The sequence below is a fragment of the Nitrospirota bacterium genome (assembly GCA_035516965.1).
Lineage (GTDB): Bacteria > Nitrospirota > UBA9217 > UBA9217 > UBA9217 > MHEA01.
In genome coordinates this window covers 1-21,431 of record DATIZR010000012.1, presented here as the reverse complement: position 1 = coordinate 21,431, position 21,431 = coordinate 1, and the positions used below count along the sequence as shown (strand labels likewise).

The 21,431-nt window shown below is 58.9% G+C and carries 16 protein-coding genes; all 16 read right to left on the bottom strand.

The features are described 5' to 3' along the window. Positions 1-1,239 carry an efflux RND transporter periplasmic adaptor subunit gene (locus VL197_00940; GenBank protein HUJ16536.1) on the bottom strand — a complete coding sequence of 413 codons (1,239 nt, stop codon included), beginning with the start codon at positions 1,237-1,239 and terminating at the stop codon, positions 1-3. 179 nt (positions 1,240-1,418) lie between these two features. Continuing rightward, a complete protein-coding gene (locus tag VL197_00935; protein ID HUJ16535.1) occupies positions 1,419-2,582 on the bottom strand; it encodes a DcaP family trimeric outer membrane transporter in 1,164 nt (387 codons plus the stop codon). A 76-nt stretch (positions 2,583-2,658) separates the two neighbouring features. Then, positions 2,659-4,341 carry an aspartate-alanine antiporter gene (aspT, locus tag VL197_00930; protein ID HUJ16534.1) on the bottom strand — a complete coding sequence of 561 codons (1,683 nt, stop codon included), beginning with the start codon at positions 4,339-4,341 and terminating at the stop codon, positions 2,659-2,661. Between the two features lie 237 nt (positions 4,342-4,578). Beyond that, complete coding sequence (locus tag VL197_00925) at positions 4,579-5,652, bottom strand: type II asparaginase (GenBank protein HUJ16533.1); 1,074 nt, start codon at positions 5,650-5,652, stop codon at positions 4,579-4,581. A gap of 57 nt (positions 5,653-5,709) precedes the next feature. Next, the gene (locus VL197_00920) at positions 5,710-7,362 is read right to left on the bottom strand and encodes a bifunctional aspartate transaminase/aspartate 4-decarboxylase (GenBank protein HUJ16532.1); all 1,653 of its coding nucleotides are present in this window, start codon (positions 7,360-7,362) and stop codon (positions 5,710-5,712) included. Between the two features lie 27 nt (positions 7,363-7,389). Next, positions 7,390-9,072 carry an aspartate-alanine antiporter gene (gene aspT, locus VL197_00915; protein ID HUJ16531.1) on the bottom strand — a complete coding sequence of 561 codons (1,683 nt, stop codon included), beginning with the start codon at positions 9,070-9,072 and terminating at the stop codon, positions 7,390-7,392. Between the two features lie 113 nt (positions 9,073-9,185). Beyond that, positions 9,186-9,509, bottom strand: a complete 324-nt coding sequence (locus VL197_00910; protein HUJ16530.1) for an antibiotic biosynthesis monooxygenase family protein — start codon at positions 9,507-9,509, stop codon at positions 9,186-9,188. A gap of 413 nt (positions 9,510-9,922) precedes the next feature. Next, complete coding sequence (locus VL197_00905; protein ID HUJ16529.1) at positions 9,923-11,527, bottom strand: sigma 54-interacting transcriptional regulator; 1,605 nt, start codon at positions 11,525-11,527, stop codon at positions 9,923-9,925. A 432-nt stretch (positions 11,528-11,959) separates the two neighbouring features. Continuing rightward, positions 11,960-14,455, bottom strand: coding sequence for a mechanosensitive ion channel domain-containing protein (locus tag VL197_00900; protein HUJ16528.1), 2,496 nt, complete (start codon positions 14,453-14,455; stop codon positions 11,960-11,962). A 105-nt stretch (positions 14,456-14,560) separates the two neighbouring features. Further along, positions 14,561-15,202 carry a PqiC family protein gene (locus VL197_00895; protein HUJ16527.1) on the bottom strand — a complete coding sequence of 214 codons (642 nt, stop codon included), beginning with the start codon at positions 15,200-15,202 and terminating at the stop codon, positions 14,561-14,563. A gap of 1 nt (position 15,203) precedes the next feature. Further along, positions 15,204-16,778 carry an MlaD family protein gene (locus VL197_00890; protein ID HUJ16526.1) on the bottom strand — a complete coding sequence of 525 codons (1,575 nt, stop codon included), beginning with the start codon at positions 16,776-16,778 and terminating at the stop codon, positions 15,204-15,206. Beyond that, a complete protein-coding gene (locus VL197_00885; GenBank protein ID HUJ16525.1) occupies positions 16,771-17,424 on the bottom strand; it encodes a paraquat-inducible protein A in 654 nt (217 codons plus the stop codon). Before VL197_00885 ends, VL197_00890 begins: the two co-directional genes overlap by 8 nt. Further along, positions 17,421-18,095 (bottom strand): paraquat-inducible protein A, encoded by a 675-nt coding sequence (locus tag VL197_00880; protein ID HUJ16524.1) that lies wholly within the window; start codon positions 18,093-18,095, stop codon positions 17,421-17,423. The genes VL197_00885 and VL197_00880 overlap by 4 nt, the downstream gene beginning before the upstream one ends. A 16-nt stretch (positions 18,096-18,111) precedes the next feature. Beyond that, positions 18,112-18,522 (bottom strand): cysteine rich repeat-containing protein, encoded by a 411-nt coding sequence (locus VL197_00875; GenBank protein ID HUJ16523.1) that lies wholly within the window; start codon positions 18,520-18,522, stop codon positions 18,112-18,114. Between the two features lie 202 nt (positions 18,523-18,724). After that, positions 18,725-19,582: a hypothetical protein gene (locus VL197_00870; protein ID HUJ16522.1), complete on the bottom strand. Its 858-nt coding sequence runs from the start codon at positions 19,580-19,582 to the stop codon at positions 18,725-18,727. Positions 19,583-20,277: 695 nt separating this feature from the next. Beyond that, on the bottom strand, positions 20,278-21,431 hold a 1,154-nt coding region (locus VL197_00865; protein HUJ16521.1), incomplete at its 5' end, for a hypothetical protein.

The following is a 21,431-nucleotide window of genomic DNA, read 5'->3' as shown; positions in this document are numbered from 1 at the left end:
TTACCTCTGCTCGTGGCCCGCGACGGGCATATCGGACGGGGTGGGCTGCGACGAAGGAGCAGTCTGCTGCACTGTCGGCGTTGCCAGGGACACCAGCTTGGGATTGACGGTCATGCCGTCCTTTACCTTCTGCAGGCCCTCGACCACGATGCGCTCCCCGGGCTGCAGACCGTCGGAGATCACCACGAGGGAACCCGTCTTGACGCCCGGCTTCACGGTCCTGAGCGAAACCTTGTTGTCAGAACCGACGACCGCCACCTGGAAATTACCCTGAAGCTCGTTCACGGCGCGCTGCGGCACCACGAGCGCCCCCGGGACGGTCTCCATGACCGCGCGGACCCTGGCATACTGCCCCGGTCGGAGCACGTTCCCGGGATTCGGGAAAAGGACCGCGACTTTGAGCGTTCCGGTCGAAGCGTCCACCTGCCGGTCCGCAAAAGCGAACTCGCCCGTCTTCGGATAGACGCTGCCGTCCGCAAGGATCAGCTCGATCTTCCGCTTGGGCTGGCCAGGCGCCGGCCTGCTCGCCTGGGCATGGAGGAACTCCTGCTCGCTGATCGGGACCCAGACCTTGATCGGATCGACGGTCGAGACCGTGGTCAGCTCTTCGACCGTTCCCGGCCCCACGAGGTTCCCGATCTGGGCCTTGGCGACACCCGCGACGCCATCGATGGGCGAGGTGATCCGCGTGAATCCAAGGTCGAGCTGCGCCTTGTCCAGGGCGGACTTCGCCGCATCATAAGCGGAATGCGCCGACGCTTCGTTCCCGATCGCGTCATCAAGATCCTTCTTGCTCACCGCATTCTGCTCGGCCAGCGGCTTGATGCGCGCCAGGTTCGCCTGGGTCTGGTCCCACCGCGCCTTCTTCTGCGCAACATCAGCCTTGGCCTGGTTCACTGCGGCCTGGAAGGTCCGGGGATCAATCTGGAACAGCGTCTGTCCTTTTTTGACAAGCTGCCCCTCGGTATAGACCTGCTTGGTCAGGTAGCCCTGGACCTGCGCTCGGATCACAGCGTTGACCGATCCGTCCATGCTGCCCACCCACTCCTTTTGCACCTGCACGTCCTGTTTGACAACATCAACGACTTCCACGTCCGGCGGACCGCTGACCGTTGCTTCTTTTTTGCATCCGTGGATCGACGTCCCGGCCAGGACGAGCAGCATGAAACCAAGAACGGGCCGTGCGAATATCTGCATGAAGGACGTACTGCTTGTCAGTCGCTGCGTCTTGCAGCTCATGGAACACCTCCCGGAGGAAAATAAACTTCTCAACATTATTGCTGTAAGCTGCCTGCCATACAGGTCTTGATCAATCCCGCGGCCGTAATCCCCGGCTCCCGAGAGTTGAATGCATCGGCGACACACCTTATAGAGCCGCCGGACAGGTCGCTCACAGACGAGCCGGCGACGCGAGCATGTCAGAAGTTAAACTTCGACGAGAACTGGATACGGTTATCATGCCCGCTCTTGCCGTCTTTCTCCTCGAGTTTGCCCCAGAGGAACTCGCCGCCTACCATCACGTTCTTCGCCGGGTAGTGCAGCAGGTTCACCGAGGCGTACTGGCCTTTGGTGAACGCTGTCGCCGCTTGTCCTCCGGAATTGTGCTGAGACGTCTCGCTGTAGCCGATCGAACTGCTCCATTTGTCGCTCCAGTACCGGTCGTAGTAGAGGACCAGTCCGAGTATGGGGAGCGCCTCGGCGCCGCCGATGCTGCTGAGGGGGGCCAGGTCGTTGCCGCCGTCATTGAAGTAGTTCGCGATGCCCTCTCCGTAGGCGACCTGCGCCAGGACGCTGTCTTTCCCCACGGTATGCACGGCTCCGCTCAGGTTGGCTCCCCATCCGGTCTTATGGCCCGACACGCTCCCATCGGGCGTATCGTAGCCGAGCCAGCGCAGGATGCCGGCCGCCTGGAAGTGGCCCCAGGACCCGTCCATACGGTACTGCCCGGTGAGGTCCGGGTATTTGTTCCAGCTGTGAATATTGGCCGCAAAAGAGGGATCCAGGACGTTGATCTGCCCCGCGTCGATGGCCGAACCCGGCCGTTCAATCGCGACAGCCGCTTTCATGCCGCCCTGCTTCAGGAACGTCCACCGTGCCTGGACATTGCGGTAGAAGATCATGCCCGCCGGGCCCCAGTATTCGATGGTGTTGGGGTATATGTCGATGTCCATGAACAGGCTGTTGGTCTGGCCCGCAAGGAATTGGCCGATCTCTCCGTAGGCATGGCGCAGCCGGATCGTGGTCTGGCCTGCGTCGACACCAACGCCGAACATATCGAACTCGAACTTCGTCTTGAGCTCGCCCAGTTCGGTGGGGATGAAGCCATTGACGCCGAACCGCGACTGCTTGACGCTGAAGATGGTTTCTCCGTCCTTGCCAACCGGGTCGATGGGGATCTGGGTAGGCCGCAGCGCGGCGTTCCAGTCGGGATTGACGCGGTTGAAGTCATAGATGGCGTCAAGTTGGATAAAACCGTAAACATCCACATGCGCCTTGTCCTCGGCGCGAACCTGCCCGCCCGTGCAGATGAGCGCGAGAAGAGCAATGACGACTCCTTTACCTATTGCGGTTTTCGGTTTCATATTATTATGACTCCTTTCTTCTCAAGGTCTCACTTTCGACTTCCGGTCCGATTGTCACATCATGCTTCCTTTTCGCTCATGCCATCATGGCCACGATGACCGGGCCCCATGCCGTCAGCAGGATGTTCCCGATGGCGTAGGGAACCGTATAGCCCAGTACCGGGATCTTGCTATGCGCCTCATCCTGGATTGCCCGCAGCGCCGCCGTGACCGTCCCCGCTCCCGAGCACGCGCCCAGGAGGATCAGGGGATTCATCTTCAAGACGTATCGTCCGAAAAGGATCGCTGTGATGTGAGGCAGCACTGCCACCAGCAATCCCACAAAGACGAGGCTGATGCCGGATTGCTTGAGCCCGGCGATGAAGCTGGGGCCGGCCCCCAGACCGACAACGGCAATGAAAGTCGTGAGCCCGACCGTGTCGAAGACCCACATCGCAGGCTCCGGAATGCGGCCGAAGGTCGGACGCACGGCCCTGAGCCAGCCGAATATGAGGCCCATGACCAGCGCGCCGCCGCTCGCCGTGAGGGAAATCGGCAGCTTGCCGAACGTTATAGAGAGCAGGCCGACCAGCCCCCCGAGAACGATGCCCGATCCCACGAAGATCATGTCGGTGGCGCTCGTCGGCCGGTCGGCGTACCCCAGTTCCTTCGCCGCCCGTTCGACATCGCGCCTTGCGCCGACGATCATCATCACATCGCCCCGGTCAACGCGGGTCTCGGGAGTGAACGGCATCGGCTCTCCCACGCGTAAAAGCTTCTGCAAAAAGATACCGCGGGCAAACTCGAATGCAGCCAGCTCCCTGAGGGACTTCCCGGCCACGGCCTTGTTCGTGATCACCACGTCCAGGAACTCCTGGGGAAAATCGAGGAGTGCCCTGTCGTCCACTTCGGGGCCGATCTCGGTGCCCCGCGCCATGAGGGCTTCGTTGCGGGTCATCACCGCGACCACGTCCCCTTGATGAATGACCGTTGTCATCTCGGGCTCGATGATCTCGCCGCCCTGGCGGACCCGCGAGATAAAGACCCTCATCTCCCTGGGCATTGCTTCGATTTCCGAGACTGTCTTGTTCACGAGCCTCTCGTTGGTAACGCGGTACGCCCGGACCCCGAAGCTCTGGAAGGCGGATTGCACGCCGGGCTCCTGCTCCTCTCCGCCCAAGAACTTTGCCTGCAGTTTTTTCCCCTCCTCCCGCAGGTTGACCCGCATCAATCTCGGTGCAAAACTCGACAGGAACCACACGACAAAGGCGGTGCCGACGAGGTAACTGACCGCGTAGGCGACCGGAATGTTGTTCATGAGCCGGGTCTTCTCCCCTGCCGGGATGCTGAGACGATTGATGGCGTCGCTCGCCGTGCCGATGACCGTGGATTCCGTGAAGGCGCCGGCCAGCAGACCCGCCGCTGTTCCTACGTCGTATCCGAGGAGCTTCGAGACCGTGAAGGCGGAAAGCAGACAGGTGACGCACAGTACGATCGTGACCGCGACCTGGGACAGGGCGTCCTTCTTCAGCCCACGGAAGAACTGGGGACCGACCTTGTACCCGGTCGTGAAGAGGAAGAGGTCGAAGAAGATGGTCTTCACGATCTCAGGGACCTTGACATCGAGCTGGCCGATGACAACGCCCGCCAGCAGGGTGCCCACCACGTTCCCGAGGCTGAACGACCCGATCTTGATCCGGCCGATGAAGAATCCCAGGGCGAGAGCCAGAAAAATGGCAAGCTCAGGATGGTCCTGAAGAGCCTTCACAAAATAGTCCATGCCTCCGGCCTCCGTAATAACGAACAATTCAAATTCTTAACAAAGCGGCAAACCAGCTATCTCGCGGAAACGCTGAGCACGCAGAGAAAATCAAGATAACAATCAGCCATGGAAGACCTTCCGGTTATTGCTTTAATGCTCTGCGTCCTCCGCACGCTCCGCGAGATATGCCCTTCGCTTCCGGCCTTTAGCGTCCGGCATGGCCGGGTCAGGAAATGTTGGACCCGCCGCAGCGACTCAGTACTTCATGAAAAGCTCCTGCAGCTTCTTGGGGTCGTTGGTCTTCATAAGACCAAGCATGAGCAGGATGCGTGCCTTCTGGGGATTGAGCTCCATCGCGGTAATGAACCCCAGTTTGTCGTCGTTCACTTCCACATTGCGAACGATGAGGCCGCTGCCCACACGTGTGGAACGTACAACGACGACACCCTTCTTGGCCGCCTCCGCAAGCGCGGCGATCGCCGTATCGGTGCTGTTCCCGTCGCCCACGCCGGCGAGCACGATGCCTTTCACCCCCTTGCTGACAAGGAAGTCGATGGTGTCACGACCGAAGTTGGCATACGAATACACGATCTCCACCCACGGCAGGTCTTTCTCCGCCTTGCCTTCCACGGAGAACTCGCTCTTCGTGGTGTGGACAGTGGTGTTGGTGTTGAAGAAATAGGCTTTGCCCGTGTTCATGACGCCGGCGCGGCCGCGGTTCGGCGACTTGAATGTGTCCAGCGCCGTGCTGTTCGTCTTCTGCGCCTCCCGGGCATAGTGTATCTCATCGTTCAGCACGACAAGCGGGCCGCGTCCCTTTGCTTCCGGATTGGCGGCCAGCGCGACCGCGTCATAGAGGTTCGCCGGGCCGTCCGCGCCGATAGCCGTGGCGGGCCGCATGGACCCCACCAGGACGACCGGCTTTTCGCTCTTCACCACGAGGCTGAGGAAGTAGGCCGTTTCCTCCATCGTGTCCGTGCCGTGGGTGATGGCCACCCCGTCGACGTCGCCCTTGAGCACCTCATTGACCCGCTTTGCGAGCTTCAGCCACACCTCGTGGTTCATGGTCTGGCTGCCGATGTTGGCCACCTGCTCCCCGGAAATGTCCGCAAGGTCCTTGAGCTGGGGCACCGCCTTGATGAGGTCATCGACGGAGAAACTGCCTGACTTGTAGCCGGCCTCGGCCGTGCTCGCCTGCGCGCCTGCGATGGTGCCGCCCGTGGCGAGGATCATTATCTTCGGCTTGGCCTGCGCAGTCGACGCGATCAGCAATAATGCGACAACTGCAATTAAAACGCTCCTGAACGTGTTCAATGCAGTTCTGTTCATGGTAGTCCCTCCTTTATCTGTTTGGTCACATTTGACTGACAGCATACATTGGTCCATTTACTTCTTTTTCGCCGTTGATACCTTCCACTCCTCGACGTAGCCTTCTGCCGCCTCCCTGAGGTACTTGCCGATCTTCGGGTACGTGTCCTCCGGCAGGTTGGCAAGTGACACCCTGACCGACCAGTCCGGTCCGCCGAAACCGCCGCCGTGCATCAGCACAACGCCTGATTTCTCTGCAATGCGGAACAGGACGTCCGTGCATTCGTAGTTCTTCCTGAGGAACTTCACGAAATCGGGGCCATAAACCTTTTCGGCCCAGACCATGAGATCGAGTTCCGCGTAATAGTATGCCCGGTCCTCATCGGGCGGCGACGGGATCGCGAGGCCTTCCCAGAAAGCCTGGTACCTCCGGCGCACGATGAGCTGGCAGAGCGTCTTGTAGCTGTTCGCCTTATCGAGCAGCGCGAACAGGGAGAACAGTGCCATCTGGACCTGTTGGGGCAGCGACAGGCCGGCAGTGTGGTTCAGCGCAACCTGGCGGCTGTCCGCCACCATTCGGTCGATGAACTTCAATTTCTCCGGCGTGAGGGAAATGCTGCTGTAGCGGCGGTTGAGCACGGCACGGTCCCTGGCAGGCAGTTTCGCCAGCATTTTGTCGAAGATGTTGTTCTGGTGAACGGCAACGACCCCAAGCCGCCAACCGGTGCACCCGAAGTGCTTGGAGTAGGAATAGACGCCGATGGTGTTCTGCGGCAGCTCGGCCATCAGCGACCGGAACCCCGGCACAAAGGTGCCGTAGACATCGTCGGTGATGATGATCAGGTCGGGCCGCTTCGTCTTTACGAGCCTGACGAGCCGTTTGAGCGAGCTTTCACGCATGGCAAAGGACGGCGGATTGCTCGGATTGACGAGGAAGAACGCCTTGATGCGCTTGTTGGCCAGCTTGTCGATCTCCTTGTCCGAGTACTGCCATGTGTGGGTGCCGTCCTTGCGCAATTCCGTGCTCGCGTCGACGTTCACGACCTTGAAGGCGTAGCGGTCGAAATGCGGGACCTCGATGTACGGCGTGAACGTCGGCACGCCGAGCGCGATGGTGTCGCCGCGGCGCAGCAGGTGATTGAGCATCAGGGAGTCGAAGATGTAGCACATTGCCGCCGTGCCGCCTTCGACCGCGAAAATATCGAACCTCCCTGCAGGCGGCTTCCCGTCGCACATCTCTTGGTCGAGATATTCGTGCACGATCCGCTCGGTGCAGCGCGCCATCCGGTCCGGCACCGGATACATGCAGCCGATGATGCCCTCGGTAAGCTCATGAACGAAGGCATCGGGATCGAACTGGAGCGTTTTCACGCCGTAGTCGAAGGAGTCACGGAGGAGCTTTGCTCCGGGAGCGGCTTTGTTGGTATCGAGGAATGCGTCGAAGCGCTTCGCGATATCCTTCTTCTCCGGCATGCGGCCGGCATCGGGAATGCTGGTGCCGCGCTTCGACTCTTCGATGCCGAACCGCAAAAGCGTGCCGAAGGCCTCACGCGGTGTGGTGCAGATCCAGTTGGGATTGCCGCGGCCGGCGTTCAGCATCTGCGCGTCGCTCTCCCGTTCGCTCTCTGCGGCGAGCGATATGAGCTTGTCCTTAAGCTCGAAAGGGCTCAGCTTGAGCAGTTCCTTCTGCTCCGCGCGGGACGTCTTGGACTTCCTGGTCTTGACTGTCATAGAATGCTCCTTTCTCGTGCAAGAAGATCATGCCATGAGTAACACGATCACCAGACCCCAGATCGTCAGCAGAGTGTTGCCGACGGCATAGGTAACGGTATATCCGAGGGCGGGCACCTTGCTTTTTGCGACATCTTCGATCATGCCCAGGGCCGCCGTCGTTGTCCGGGCGCCTGCGCAGGCGCCGAGGTTGATGCCCGGGTGGAACTTGAAGATATATTTGCCCATCAGCACGCCTATGATCAGGGGGACCGAGGTCACCACGATGCCGGCGAGGAACAGACTCACTCCGGCTTCTTTCAGGCCTGCTACAAAGCTCGGGCCGGCGCTGATGCCCACCACGGCGATAAAGATGGTGAGGCCTACGTTGTTCAGGATCCAAAGCGCCGGCGCCGGGATTCGGCCGAAGGTGCGATGCACCGACCGGAGCCAGCCGAACACGAGCCCGGCCATGAGCGCACCGCCGCTCGTGCTGAGGCTCAGGGGGATGCCGCCGAGTCGGATCGTCAGGGCGCCTACGAGGCCGCCCAGCACGATGCCCACACCGACGAAGACCATGTCGGTCATGTTCGTGGGACGATCGGCGTATCCAATCTCCTTTGCCACCCGCTCGACATCACGTTTGACTCCTACCAGGGTCAGCACGTCGCCGCGATCAAGGGTGGTGCCCGGCGTGAAGGGCATCTCCTGTCCCCCACGCACGAGCTTTCGTAAAAATACGCCGCGGGCCTTTTCCTTGTCGGCCGCTACTTCAGCAAGGGTCTTTCCGGCGAGAGACTTGTTCGTTATCACCACGTCGAGCGCCGCCGCCGGAAAATCGAGCAGCTCCCTATCGTCGACCTCGGGTCCGATCAAGGTCCCCCGCTCCACATGAATCTCCTGCCGGGTGGCCACGGCGACCACGTCATCGTGCTGAATGATCGTCGCTGGCTCCGGTTCGATGACCACGCCTGCGTGGCGGACCCGCACGATGAAGACACGCGCTTCCTTGGGGAGCGCTTCGAGTTCCGCAACGGTCTTGTTCACAAGGTTCTGATTGGTCACGCGGTAGGCTCGCACATCGAATTTGCGGGCCATACTGATGACCCCGGGCTCTGCCTCTGTTCCGCCCATCTTGGCTTCGAGCTTCTTGCACTCCGCCGGGAGGTCCACACGGAGCAGCTTGGGCCCGATGGACGCCAGGAGCCACGCAGAGCCTGCGGTGCCGAAGATGTAGGTCACGGCATACGCGACCGGCATCTGGTTTATGAACTTTGTCTTTTCCTCAGCCGGGATGCTGAGCTGATTGACGGCGTCCGTGGCAACGCCGAGCACAGCGGAAATTGTCTGGGAACCGGACAGGAGCCCCGCCGCAGCACCGACGTCGTAGCCCAGGAACCTGGCGACGATGTATGCCGTCGCCAGGGAGGCGACGCACTGGAGCACTGCAAAAATGACCTGCGGCACACCGTCGCTCTTCAGGCCGCGGAAGAACTGGGGCCCGACCGCATAGCCGACGGCAAAGAGGAACATCAGGAAGAAGACCGATTTTACATTCGGTGAAATGGTGATGTGCATCTGGCCGATGAGGACCCCGGCAAGCAATACACCCGTCACCGCCCCGAGATTGAACTTCCCGAACTTGAAGCTGCCGATCCAGTAGCCGAGAGCCAGCGTCAGGAAGATCGCCAGCTCCGGGTATTGCTGAAGGGTCTTGACGATCCAATCCATCTCTGTGCTCCTTTCTTCACGAGATCCCTCTTCTCTTCAGATCCTCGCTTCGCGCCCTCGTTCCGTAAAGGATTGTGATCCTGACCGCCCCGTCGGAGGACAAGTTTCCCCGATCATGCCGCCCGCAGGGCCTTGATCTTCTCCATTCCGGCCGTTTCCGCGACCGAGTTGATCCGGACATCCGGCCTCTGGTGCAGCAGCGTCATTGCCCCGAGCAGCGCGCTGAATGCCGGTGCGCGAACGTGGCGGTCGAAGTCCTCCTGGGCATCCCATTCTTCAACCAGGAGAAACGTGTCTGCGTTCTCGGTGTCAATGTAGAAATCACAGGCCCGGCAGCCGATCTCCTTTCGCATCGTTCCGGTTAGCGTACTTACCGTCTGCAGCACTTCCTGACGCTTTTCCTTTGGCACCGTCATTCTAATCGAGGTAGTGACCATGACACGCTCCTTCCTCTTCACACGTTGATCAGATTCTTCAGTATCTCAATCCTCTGACATCCGGCACTTTCCGGGGGCTCCGCTGTTCGTTCCAGGACAATCCGGATCAATGCGGCATGGGCTCTCCTCAAGGAACATGCCTGTCTCCGGTGTCGATGTCCAGCTTGTTGCACACAATACTTATCATTGAATGGGAAATGAGGAGAACAAAGAACACATTACAAACATCGTGCCTGAGGTTTTCTCATGCATCCAAGCCTGGTAAGTCTTTGAAATACATTTAATGCTCCAGGAAAGAATGCATAATGGGTGGGAAGACTTGTCAGTGCGCAGCCACGGTATTTCGTGGCAGCCACAGTCTTTCGAGGGAGAGAGCAGAAGTATATGAAGTATATGAAGTATATATAGTAGTACTAAAGGTCGGTTTTTCGGTCAGGACGGGATATTTCCAGCTTCTGCATTCGTGAACGCAGAGTGCTCGGGTTCAGGTCCAAGAGAGAGGCCGCACCCTTATTTCCTTCGATGCGCCATTCGGTTTTTTCCAGCACCCTCAAAATATGCTCCCGTTCCACATCAGCGATGCTGATGTGGCCACTTTTTCGGTCACGGGTCTGGCTGGAATCAACCTTCTCTGCCAAACGCAGCACAGATCCCTGCGTAGTGATCACAGCCCGTTCGATCACATGCTCCAGTTCCCGAATGTTTCCGGGCCATGAATAATCCTGAAGGGCCTTCATCGTTTCCCGGGGCAACGTCTCGATATCCTTTCCCATCTTTCGGTTGAATTTCTTCACGAAATGGTCGACGAGAAGGGGGACATCATCCCGCCGCTGCCGGAGCGGAGGAATGGTGATGGGGAAAACATTCAACCGGTAATACAGGTCCTCCCGAAACCGGCCCTTGTCAATTTCGTCTGTTAAATTCCGGCTGGTGGAGACAATGATCCGGACATCCACTTTCATGGTGTGTGGGCTCCCCAGCCGTTCAAATTCCCCATCCTGGATCACCCGCAGCAGCTTTGCCTGCAGTTCCAGGGGCAGTTCCCCGATCTCGTCCAGAAAGATCGTTCCCCTGTCGGCGACTTCGAACCGCCCCATCTGCCGGGCGTGAGCCCCGGTGAAGGCTCCTTTCTCTCTGCCAAAAAGCTCGCTCTCAATGAGGTTGGCTGGAAGAGCGGCGCAATTCACGGTGATCAGGGGCCGGTCCTTGCGCGGGCTCCGGCCATGAATGGCATGAGCAACTACTCCCTTTCCCGTGCCCGTCTCTCCCTGGATAAGAACCGTCGCATCGGTGCCTGCCACCTGGTCCATCCTGAACAGAACATACAGCAATGCCTCGCTCTGACCGACGATCTTGTCGAAGTTGTGCACCATTTTCATATCTTCACGAAGATAGACGTTCTCGGCCTCAAGACGACTTTTCAACAGGTCTATCTCGGACACCACATTGAGAAGCTCCTCGTTCGCCCTTTTTCGGGCGAGCGCATTGGCAAACATCTGAGCGACGAGTTGAAGCCGTTTTATGAGCGGGTCTGACCAGTGCCGCTCTCCCCTCGTGGCGGCAAAGGACAACGCTCCGATTATCGCACTGCCGCCTACTGACAAGGGAATCAGCACGGTCGATTTCGTTTCGTAGAGACGGAAAGTCTCTTGGTCGCGTCCAGCCTCCGGCGGGAAATCGGATAGCCTGGAAATGACGACAATCTCGCCGGCAAGCATCTTTTGCTGTGACCATGGGAAATAATCCTTTGCTTGCATGCGGTCAGGAGGCTGGGGGCTTGCCGGCGGCTGATAAATATGTGTGAGCAGAACATGGTCCCGATCTTCTTTGGAAATCTGCCAGAGCGTGGAGCGATCCAGATCGAGACATTCGCAGACGCGGCGCTGAGAGTCCAGGATCGCGCGATCCAACTGATCCGCGGGTATATTGATAAACCCCGTCGAGATTTCCGTCAGCATTGTCTCAAAGCGAAGCCGTTCACTGAGCTCTTGAGTCAGGTCTTTTTCCTTATGATTCATTGCTTTCATCCTTGGTTATGGCTGTCGTAGGACTCAAAATTATTCTATAATAGTTTCTCTGATGCCGACAGTGCCGATAGCGAATCAGGTCGCCGCATTGCCAGATTATCAGTGTTATTGATAGAACTATAGTAGTAAAACGACTGAATTGAAAATAGAATAAAGAATCCAAAGGCCGGATGGAAAAATAGGTTATAAAACACCTTGATTTAATATAGCATAAACATCAATAGACATGCTTATTATTGTCGCGATTGTTATTATGATGATTTGTGATAATGCTTGTTGATTTCCTCGCTTTGAGCATAACCGGCGCGGTGTTCAGAAGGTCCGTGATCCCGCCCTCATTGTGACCTCGTTTCGCAAAAAGCGTCATTTCCTCTCATGCTGTACTATGATCCGGCCGCCCCCCGCCAGAGACCCGACGAGCTGCTACTCTTTTGTCTGAGCCTCCGATGCTATGACCTTCACCTCGAGGGGTTTCGAGGAATCTACATGCACGTCTCTTTGCGGGAAGGCTATTACGATGCCTGCTTTGTCAAGGAGTTCATTGATCTCATGCCGTATTTCACTGACGGCGATACGGTTGTCCCGGTTCGATATCAGCTCAATCCAGAAATAGCCGGTGAACAGGAGTGCACCGTCGCCGAACTCCTCGAATAATACGGTCGGCGGAGGATCCTTCAGAACCATAGGATTCCCTTCGATCGCCTTCCTGATCAAGAGTTCCGTTTCCCTCGTGGGAGAGCCATAGGCAACACTGAGGGAGACCGAATAGCGCATCATCAGGTCCGAGAGCGTCCAGTTCGTGACGGTGTGCTGGATGAACTGACTGTTCGGAACAAGCATGTCAATGCCGTCAAACCGGCGAATCCGGGAGTTTCTCATGCCGATGTTCGTTACGCGTCCACCCTGACCATCCACTTCCACGATATCCCCGACCCTGACCGAACGGCCAAAGAGAAGGATCAGGCTGCTGATGAAATTGTTGATGAGGTGCTGTGCTCCGAACCCGAGGCCGATGGCAAGGGCGCCGCCCAGAAAGGCAAAGACCGCAAGTGGGATATTGACTGTCACGAGCGAGACAACAGACACGCCGATGAACATCACGCCGAAAGCCAGCTTCCCCACAGGTTCTGCGCTGCTTGTTGCCCACTGAAGCCGCGTCGTCAGTGCCCATTGAATGACCTTCCCGATCCTCCCGGCGATCCAGGTGCCGATAAAGAGAATAATGAGAGCCTGCACCACCTTTCCGATCGTGACGCTGACCGGCCTGACGATACTTCGCTCTTCAACGACAGTCGTTTCCGTGGCGACGTAGAGCTCTGTATTCCAGATCGCCTTGATGAAAGCATACGCGATATGGTAACGTTCCTTCACACGGCTGGTGAATGATGCCTCGTCGATTCGGCGGGAAAGCTCGCCGCTCAGGCCGATGATCAGTCGCTCGAGGCTGCCGAGACCCTCGATGAGCCCCAGGGTGATGTCCTGACGTTCTTCGTATGCCCTGAGAATCAGCTCCTGGATCTTCGCCGCCGGGTCGGATTTTCTCAGAGACGCTATTCTGTACTTCTGGCTCTTGATGAGGTTCATCCAGCTCGACAGGTTCGAATCGGCAAATTTCCTGACAAGTCCCAGACGCGCAAGGTCTTCGGTCACCTCTGCCTGCTTTTCCCGGATCTCCTTCAGGTCCCGCTTCTGGGTGAGCCAGTAGCGGTCCTGCCAGACCTTTTCCGCGGCGTTCACAAACTGTATCCGCGCTTTGAACGCGGTGACCTTCAGACGCGAGGTCTCGACAAAGACCTGCTCCGCTTCGAAGTCAAGCCTGAGAAGCTGAAGCTGTTCTGCGGGGGAAAGTTTCCTTTCCCGGGCCGGCGCCAGCGTCTGGATCATTTTCTTGACGGGGCCCTGGGAAAGCGCCATTTCCTGCCCCGACGCAGGCAGACTGCTCAGGACATCACGGATAGCATCCAGTTTTTTTCTCCGTTCAGACTCGCTCTTTTGCGCCCTGAGCAACCCCTCCTCCATATCCCTGCGTTGACCGTCAAGCTCGCTGAGTTTTTTCTCAACGTCCTCCTTGGAGAGAAGCGAAGTGGCCTCGGCTATCCTGAGCTTTTCTTCGAGAAATGCAATCTGCAAGCGCTTTCCCTTGACCGCGGTCTCATATGCCAGGCTCTGCAGTTCAGCAAGCACCAGGCCGGTCTCGTTCCGGTCGTTCTGCAGCTGCGCGAGATCAAGGAGCCAACGGCTTCCCTGCTCCCGGGGTGTTCCGACGCTCCGCGAGCTCGCTTCCTGTGCAAGGCGGAGCGCCTTGCGTGATTTCTTCAGGGCGTCGTCAAACCTCTTGAATAAGGCCCTCGCCAGGGAAAGCCGCAGTTCAAACGACTGGAGTGCAAGCCGCTGGGAGAGCAGCGAATCCCGGATATCATCAAGAAATGCGATCGGGAAGGGAGGTTTTTCTGCGAAGCCCTTCCAGGTTTTCCGCTCCCGTTCATAGGATGCATTATCCTTCCTTATTTCTTTCAGCTCTTTCAGCGTGTCTATCTGCTTATCCAGGTCTATCACGAGCTCACTCTTTACTCTCTCCTGCTTACCCACTTCATCAGGGCTTGCTCCCAGGACCGGGGCGTTCCCGGAGGCAACGCCAGCGCCAAGGCTTTCCGCAAGGAGCTTGTCGACCTGTGCCTTGATCCGGTCGATTTCCTTGTCGATGTCCGCATCCGTTCCGAGAAGTCCTATCAGGGACGAGGCCGTTGGTTCTTTAGCCTTCTGGGTGGCCAACTGGGGAAATTGCTGTCCCGAGACAAAGAGAGGCCAAAGGAGCAGGACCGCAGAGACCAGGGAGGCGCTCACGATACGGCGAATGGCGAGAGATCTGACAATGTCGTTCATCGGCTTGCAGATGTTTTTCAACGCAAAGTGGATCATATCCTTCTCATTCTCCCGGTTTTATTTACAGAATGGAGCCACGTATCCTGCATCGGGCATCATGCAGGATTGTCCTGGGACATACATATCCACGTGCGCCGTCGTTCAATTCTTCGCAGGCCCCTTGTCAAGAGCAGAAACCGCGGACGCGATATCGCGGCACAACTCCTCGAGCGTTTTGCTCATGGCAGCTATCACGTCCTCGAACTCGGTCCCGTTGACCTTCCCGCTGACGGTGGACTTCCGCATCAGCAGTACTTCCTTGTCCATTCCGTAGACCGACCAGTCCGCCTCGAGGAGCACTGTGCCTCCGGGGTCGGCATCAAAACGAATCACATCCACCATGAACCGGTACCTGATGGGAACATTGCTCTGCGCCGAGGGCAGCCAGCGGACAACGGAGTAGCGCTCGGATGGAAGCAGAACGGAAAGGTTCTCGATGATGCTGCGCGACAGGTTGCTCTCCAGGCTTCCGGCCCACCGCCGGTATTCATTCACCCGCATCTCGTTCCGGCCGGCGCGGGTCATGATCTCCGGCCGGTTCAGGTAATCCGGGACCATCATCGGACCTACGGCAAGGATCGCGATGTTGCCGCCAGGCGTGGAACTCGGCACCGGTTCCGGGCTTCTCAGTGAACTCAAATTGTAGAACCGTGCCGGCGGCGAGGTGCCGAAGCATCCGCTCAGGACCGCCATGGTCAGGCCCAGGGCGACGATACCGGAGCGGCAGAAAAGAACTCGTCTCATATCATTCTCCTTTCGCGGAGCCCTTCCCCTTGATGAGGGACTCCGGATGCCGCTCGAGATAGTCTGCGAGCGACCGGATGGACCGGGCCGCGCCCTTCACTTCATGAAGCGTATTCGCCAGTTCCTGGTCGAGTCCGGAGTCCGGTCCGATGAGCTTGTCGGCGGCATCAAGCGCGCGGTTCGTGCTGGCGAGCGTTCGATCAACCCCGGCGAGTGTCTTCCTCAGGTCACCGCCGATCTCCTGGTACTGCACCGCGTCGAGTTTCTTGATGATGCTGGCGACATTCTCGTCGATCCCTTCGAGCTTGCTGGGAATGGTTCCCAGACGCACCGGAGACTGAGACCAGTCCACCTTGAACGGCGGCGCATCAGGGAAAAAATCCAACGACACATAGAGCGACCCGGTAAGCAGGTTTCCCGTCCGAAGCTGAGCGCGAAGACCGTCCGCCACCAACGCCTCGATCATCTGCCGGTGGGCGGCGCTGCGCTCGCCAGCCCCCGCGCCAGGGCCATGGATCTTGACCCCGAGCCGCTGCGGGTCCACGCTGATGGTCACCAGGATTCTGAAGTCGAGATTCTTCGTATCGGCCACGGCGTGCACATCCTCCACCTGTCCGATAGGGATCCCCCGGAACTCCACCGGTGCGCCCGGCGCAAGCCCGCGGACCGATTGCCTGAAGGCGAGCACGTAGGTCTGCGGATTCCTGGGCGGCGGCCTGTAGGCCTCGGCGCGGCTGTTGTACAGGCTGAACTCCGTGTTTGCCTCAGCCGGCGGAAGCGCCGGACCGGTCGCGGGTGTTTCGAACGCGAGTCCGCCGATCAGCAGGGACATGAGCGATTCGGTCTCCACGCTCACGCCGCTCGCGGAGAGCGACACATCGATCCCGCTCGCCTGCCAGAAGAGCGTATCCTGCGTGACGTACTGGTCGTAGGGAGCGTTCACGAATACCCTGATGGTCAACGCACGTCCGTCCTTGTCGAGTTCGTACGAAACGACCTGCCCGACCCGCAGCCGCCTGAAATAGATCGGCGTGCTGTAGTCTACGGAGCCCAGGTCCGCGGTCTTCAGCACAAAAAAGCGGCCGGGCACGTCGCCCGTCACCACCGGTGGCGTGTCAAGCGCCGTGAATCCGCGCTGTTTCTTCTGTGACTTGCCGATCTCCATGCCGATGTAGGCGCCGGAGATGAGCGTGCCCAGCCCCGTCACGCTGGCGCCGGATACCCGCGGACTGACCACCCAGAACTTCGTGTCTTCGACAAGAAATTCGTCGGTCCCCGGAGCCATTTCGGCGGTGGCAATCGCGTGCCGGTGATCATCGGTGAGACGGATCGACTTGATCGTGCCGACGTCGACGCCGTTGTAATGGATCTTGGTCTTGCCCGCTCCGAGTCCCTCGGCCGACCGGAGGACGATGGTGATCTCCGGCCCCCGGTTCAGGATCGCCGTCACGGCGACCCAAACACCGATGAGAGCGGCCACGATCGGAACGATCCAGACGAGGGAGAGGCGCGTCTTCTTCCTGGCCAGCGTTTTCGATTCGGGTATCTGTGTGGTTGGGGTGTCGTCATCAGGCATGATAAACCTCCCTGGAGCTTGCAGGATCCCAGATCAAACGGGGATCGAAGGATTTTGCCGCGAGCATCGACAGCACCACGACCGCAGCGAAGAAGACCAGGCCGGGCGCCGGCTCCACCGACATGAGCGGCTGCAGCTGCACGAGCGAGGCGGTGAAGGTGTCGACGAAGACATCGATCATTGACCAGCGTCCGATGAACGCGACCATCCGGTAAAGCCGGACGCGCTGTCCGTTGTTCTTGATCGAGCCCCGCTGCACGGAAAGGAGCAGGTAGGCGAGAGCCGCTATCTTCCCGATCGGGATCATGATGCTGGCAATAAGCACGATAAGCGAGAGAGGCCATCCGGTGCGCGACCACAGCAGCACGACGCCCTGCAGGATGGTGTCGGACTCGGTTCCCGCGGTCGTGGTCGTCGTCACCACCGGCAGGATATTGGCCGGGATGTAGCAGATCGCTGCGCCGATCAGGAAGGCCCACGTCCGCTGGAGACTGGCATGCTTCCGGAAGGAAAGTTCACGGTCGCAGCGCGGGCAGCGCCCTTTGTTCCTCCGCAGCGCCGGACGCGAGAGCAGTCCGCAGCACTCGCAGCTCTGAAGCCCCTGCTGCATCGCCGTCAAAGCGGCCGCGCCCGCAACCGTACTCACGACGTCACCTCCGTCATTTGCTTCCCGCCGGCTTCACGCCGTTCGGCGGTCTCCGCCCACTCGACCCGCTCCCACACCTCCCGCGGGTCGAAGCTGGCTTCGATCGCAGCGATGAGGAAGACCAACGCTCCCAGCACGTAGAGTGCCAGGCCCGGTGTCACCTTCGCGTAATCCGCGATCTTGAACAACGCGACCAGCACGCCAAGGATCATCACCTCGATCATGCTCCACGCGCTGATGTCCGGATAATAGCGGAGAAGTGTCCCCACCCATTTCGGCGGGCGTTCGGAACGCGCCCCGAGCAGGATCGCCAGCATCAGACCGATCTGGAGCCCCGGCGCGACCACGGCGGTGAAGAGCACCAGCACCGCAACGCTCCGCCAGCCGGTTTCCCAGAGATGCACTGCGCCGCCGATGACCGTGGTGAAGGCCTCCCGCCCGACCGCCGAGATCCCAAGCATGGGAACGGCATTCGCGACCACGTAGAGCAGCACGGCCGCGATAGTCAGCGCGAGCGGCGTGTTGAGCGGGTCTTCATGACGCCGCCACAGATCATCGTTGCAGCGCGGGCACCGGGCCGACTCGCCCCGCGCAAGCGCCGGGAGGCGTTGCAGCAGATCGCAGTGCGGACAAGCTATGAGGGACGCGTCAGGGAGCGGTTGATTGTACATGTCACATCTCCCGTGATTAGTTCACCGGCTTGGGATACCTGCCTTTGAATGCATTCAGCTTTGCTATGCAGTCAGGCGATAGAGCGAGATAGTGCCCCTGGAGGCAGTCCAGCGTCTCGAGCGGGTCGCCTTTTTCGAAATTGCAGTTATCGTCTATCTCCTTGGAGCACGACTGTTTCAAAACAGCCGCGTTTGCTTTCGCTCCTTCGGCCCAGGCCCTGCAGTCGGCTGACATGCTGTCCTTATGCTCCTCGTAGCAGCGGACCAGGCGACCGCCTCCCGGTGTGACATAGCCGCAGTATTGCTTGATGTCCTTGGCACAGGGGTTTGCTGTCTGCGCAAATGCTGGCGGCGCTGCCATCAGCGTCACAAGGACCGCAATTATTTCCGCCAGCGCCGTCGGCACTGCAAAGATCGATCGTTGCATATGTTGCTCCTCCTTCAGTCGTTTATTCATTCGCACGAGAGACATGGCCGGCCGAGACCTGCTCGGCGGATATCACGGGGTTCTGCTCAGTTTTCCAGCTTAGGTTTCGTTCTTCACTGTCTGGTCCGGCCTCCCTGCTGAGCATGTGCATCAGCTCGTGGAGAAAGACAGCTGACGGGCATCTTTCCGCCTGTCAAGGGGATCAGAAGCGAAACGTCACACCGAGCGCCGGGCCCGTGAAGCGGAAGTTCTGGATGAGCTTGTCGTTCTTCTGGTCGTAGTAAAGGTTACGGTAAGCGAGCGTCACCCCGCCCCACTTGAACGCGTAGGCGACGCCGAGCATCCCCTGCCACGTCAGGGTCGATGAACCGGTGCCCGCGTCGAGGTAGTACGGGATCGACCAGTCGCCGCTGCCAAGCCGAACGCGCCCCTTGACACCGACGATCCCGTCCCAGAGATCCGCCCGCTCGGAGATCCCTCCTGCTCGCGGAAACGTTTGACCTCCTCCCGGCCCGGTGACCACCGCCGCAAGTTGCCAGTCGGCCGAGGCTTTGAGGCCGAAATAGCGCAGACCGCCGAAAACGTCGAGCGTCGCAGCCTGGCCGACCTGGACCGCGTAGCCCGCACCGAGCGTGCCCGTCGCGCCCCTTAGCGAAGAACTGGTCACAACGTTCAGGCTGGAGCTCACGAGATTGCCTCCGAAATTGATCGATTTGACGGAGCTGTTCTGATCGGCAAAGTCCAGGTAGATGATGTCGGTGAACATTGACCACCTTTCCTTGCGAACCTCGCCGGAGATCATGATGACAGCCTGAAGGTTCTGAAGATAGGTGTTCGGTCCGGTCTCGACCTCCGGGCTCCCTCCGGCACCCGGCGGAACGCTGTACTTCAGTGTGCCGTTGATGTTCGGCAGCCAGAGGTAGGGCGTTATCGAGAACGTCCACTGGTCGGCAGGCGTAACGGATTGTGCTTGCGCCGGGGCCGTGAAGATCGCAAACGTCATCGCGACCACCAGGATCAGTCCCATCACTGTTCGCAGTCGGCGAGTCAAAGAGTTCATCCTATGCTCCTTTCCTTAACCGTAGTTTATCTCATTTTTCGCAGTGTATCTCGCCTGTTCTCTTTCTCTGTCGGACCCGAGCAGTTGGCATCACAGGGCCGGCACGTCAACAGGCAAGCCATTGGGTCAGACGCCTGTTCGGCAACTCTCCGGTCCGCACCAGAACACCCGGCTGCCGGCTGACCGCGTTCTACAATTCTTTTTTTTCCTTCAGCTCCCTCTCCTCCTGCGCACTGCATCCGCAGGCCGAAAAGATGAGAGCGTTCAGGTCATCGCCGTTGTAGCTCCCTGCCGGACCATCACACGTTATCCCTTCTCCTTCGACGAAAGTACAGGATATCGGCGCTCCGCTGTTCGAGCAGACGCCCGTGACTCCCTTGCTGTCACCGATCTGTACATCCTTTTTATTTTGTATGGAGCATGCAGACGCAACGTCATGAAACAGCAATATAACAGCTACAATGAATCCAATGACCGCTCGCGTCATATGAAGCTCTCCTTACCCATCTCTCCGTATTGTCAAAATCCACCATAGAGAAGTCAGAAAAACGTATTTGATCATAGTAAGTTCGGTAGAACTCTTCAATTCCCTCTTATTAAAAATAGGGTTCAAGGATTCGAGAGGCAAGGGGTTCAGGTGAAAAACTAACATCCGATCGACCCCTCGGACCCCGTTCTTTCCTATATTCAATGCCTCAAGGCTTCAAATCCCATTCTTTAAGTTTCTTCGCCGCCGTACCGAACGGGCCGAGCTGGTACACGGCCGCGCCCGCCGGCGAGAAGGTGAACGGCTCGAACGGTTCGGCCAGCATCTTGTCCAGGTACTCTTTCGGCGCGACGCCGGTGCTGACGTGCGGATTGAAGTTCTCGCCGCTCATCTTCGGCACGAACGTTGACACGTATTGGATGAAGGCCGCGTTGCTGGCGGGATCGTCCATCGGCTCGGTGAACGCGCTGACGGAACCGGTTTCCACCGTGAACGGCCTCGCGGCGACAATGATGTCCGCTTGCAACTTGAGCAACTCAGGGATCGGCCTGGCGACAATGCCCGCGACGCCAAGAGCTCCGGCCGGGGCATAGTAGTATTTAAAGGCCTTCAACTTCATCGTTGTCACGTTGGCGGCGAGAACTTTTTCTTCTGCGGCATAAAGCTTGTCCAGGTCGGCCGTGCGGACGAAGCACTGCAGCATTGTGATGTGCGGGGTGTGCGTCGCACCTAGGGCGAACCCTTTCGGGTAGACTTTGAGCAGGCGGGCGTTGCTGGCTTCGGCATGTCGGAGCATCGTGGCATCCGGCTCCAGCAGGATGTCGATAGCCGTGACCTGGCTCTGTCCGGCCGGGAAAACCTGTTTCCAATCGTCCTTCATGCTTACGACGGTCCATCCATTCTTCTTCGCAAGCTCATCAAGCGCCGGCGTGAAGGCCCCCAGTTTGACGTTAGGCAAACTGCGGGCCGGGCCGTAAGCGTATTCGCGCGCCGCATCATCGTGCAGCACCAAAAGTTCAAACCGCGCGCCGCTGCCGCCCTGCGTGTATTCCAACATTTCCTTGTCGCCAACGGAATTTCCGAACGCTGCAATGGGCCGCCGGCCAATGTGCTCGTTGATGCCGACGGGCTTGTCCCCCTTGTCATCATTGAAGTTCAGCTCCGGCAGACGCACGAGAACAGGCTTGCCGTCTCGCATTTCAAACTTCGTCTTGATGCTGCTGCCGACGACCTGTTCGGGCGGCACGCCATAAATCCGCCCCGCCCACGGGCGCATGAACTCTATGCCGCCGCCGGAGACGATATAATTCTTGAAGCCGTTCGCACGCAGGTAAGAGAGCACCTCGAGCATCGGCTGATAGA

Bases quoted from the DNA above. Each gene is read 5' to 3' on its own strand.
- VL197_00925 (HUJ16533.1), bottom strand. From the start codon at position 5,652: ATGAACAGAACTGCATTGAACACGTTCAGGAGCGTTTTAATTGCAGTT.
- VL197_00900 (HUJ16528.1), bottom strand. From the start codon at position 14,455: ATGATCCACTTTGCGTTGAAAAACATCTGCAAGCCGATGAACGACATT.
- VL197_00875 (HUJ16523.1), bottom strand. From the start codon at position 18,522: ATGCAACGATCGATCTTTGCAGTGCCGACGGCGCTGGCGGAAATAATT.
- VL197_00880 (HUJ16524.1), bottom strand. From the start codon at position 18,095: ATGTACAATCAACCGCTCCCTGACGCGTCCCTCATAGCTTGTCCGCAC.
- aspT (HUJ16531.1), bottom strand. From the start codon at position 9,072: ATGGATTGGATCGTCAAGACCCTTCAGCAATACCCGGAGCTGGCGATC.
- VL197_00870 (HUJ16522.1), bottom strand. From the start codon at position 19,582: ATGAACTCTTTGACTCGCCGACTGCGAACAGTGATGGGACTGATCCTG.
- VL197_00920 (HUJ16532.1), bottom strand. From the start codon at position 7,362: ATGACAGTCAAGACCAGGAAGTCCAAGACGTCCCGCGCGGAGCAGAAG.
- VL197_00935 (HUJ16535.1), bottom strand. From the start codon at position 2,582: ATGAAACCGAAAACCGCAATAGGTAAAGGAGTCGTCATTGCTCTTCTC.
- VL197_00890 (HUJ16526.1), bottom strand. From the start codon at position 16,778: ATGCCTGATGACGACACCCCAACCACACAGATACCCGAATCGAAAACG.
- VL197_00940 (HUJ16536.1), bottom strand. From the start codon at position 1,239: ATGAGCTGCAAGACGCAGCGACTGACAAGCAGTACGTCCTTCATGCAG.
- aspT (HUJ16534.1), bottom strand. From the start codon at position 4,341: ATGGACTATTTTGTGAAGGCTCTTCAGGACCATCCTGAGCTTGCCATT.
- VL197_00910 (HUJ16530.1), bottom strand. From the start codon at position 9,509: ATGGTCACTACCTCGATTAGAATGACGGTGCCAAAGGAAAAGCGTCAG.
- VL197_00905 (HUJ16529.1), bottom strand. From the start codon at position 11,527: ATGAATCATAAGGAAAAAGACCTGACTCAAGAGCTCAGTGAACGGCTT.
- VL197_00895 (HUJ16527.1), bottom strand. From the start codon at position 15,202: ATGAGACGAGTTCTTTTCTGCCGCTCCGGTATCGTCGCCCTGGGCCTG.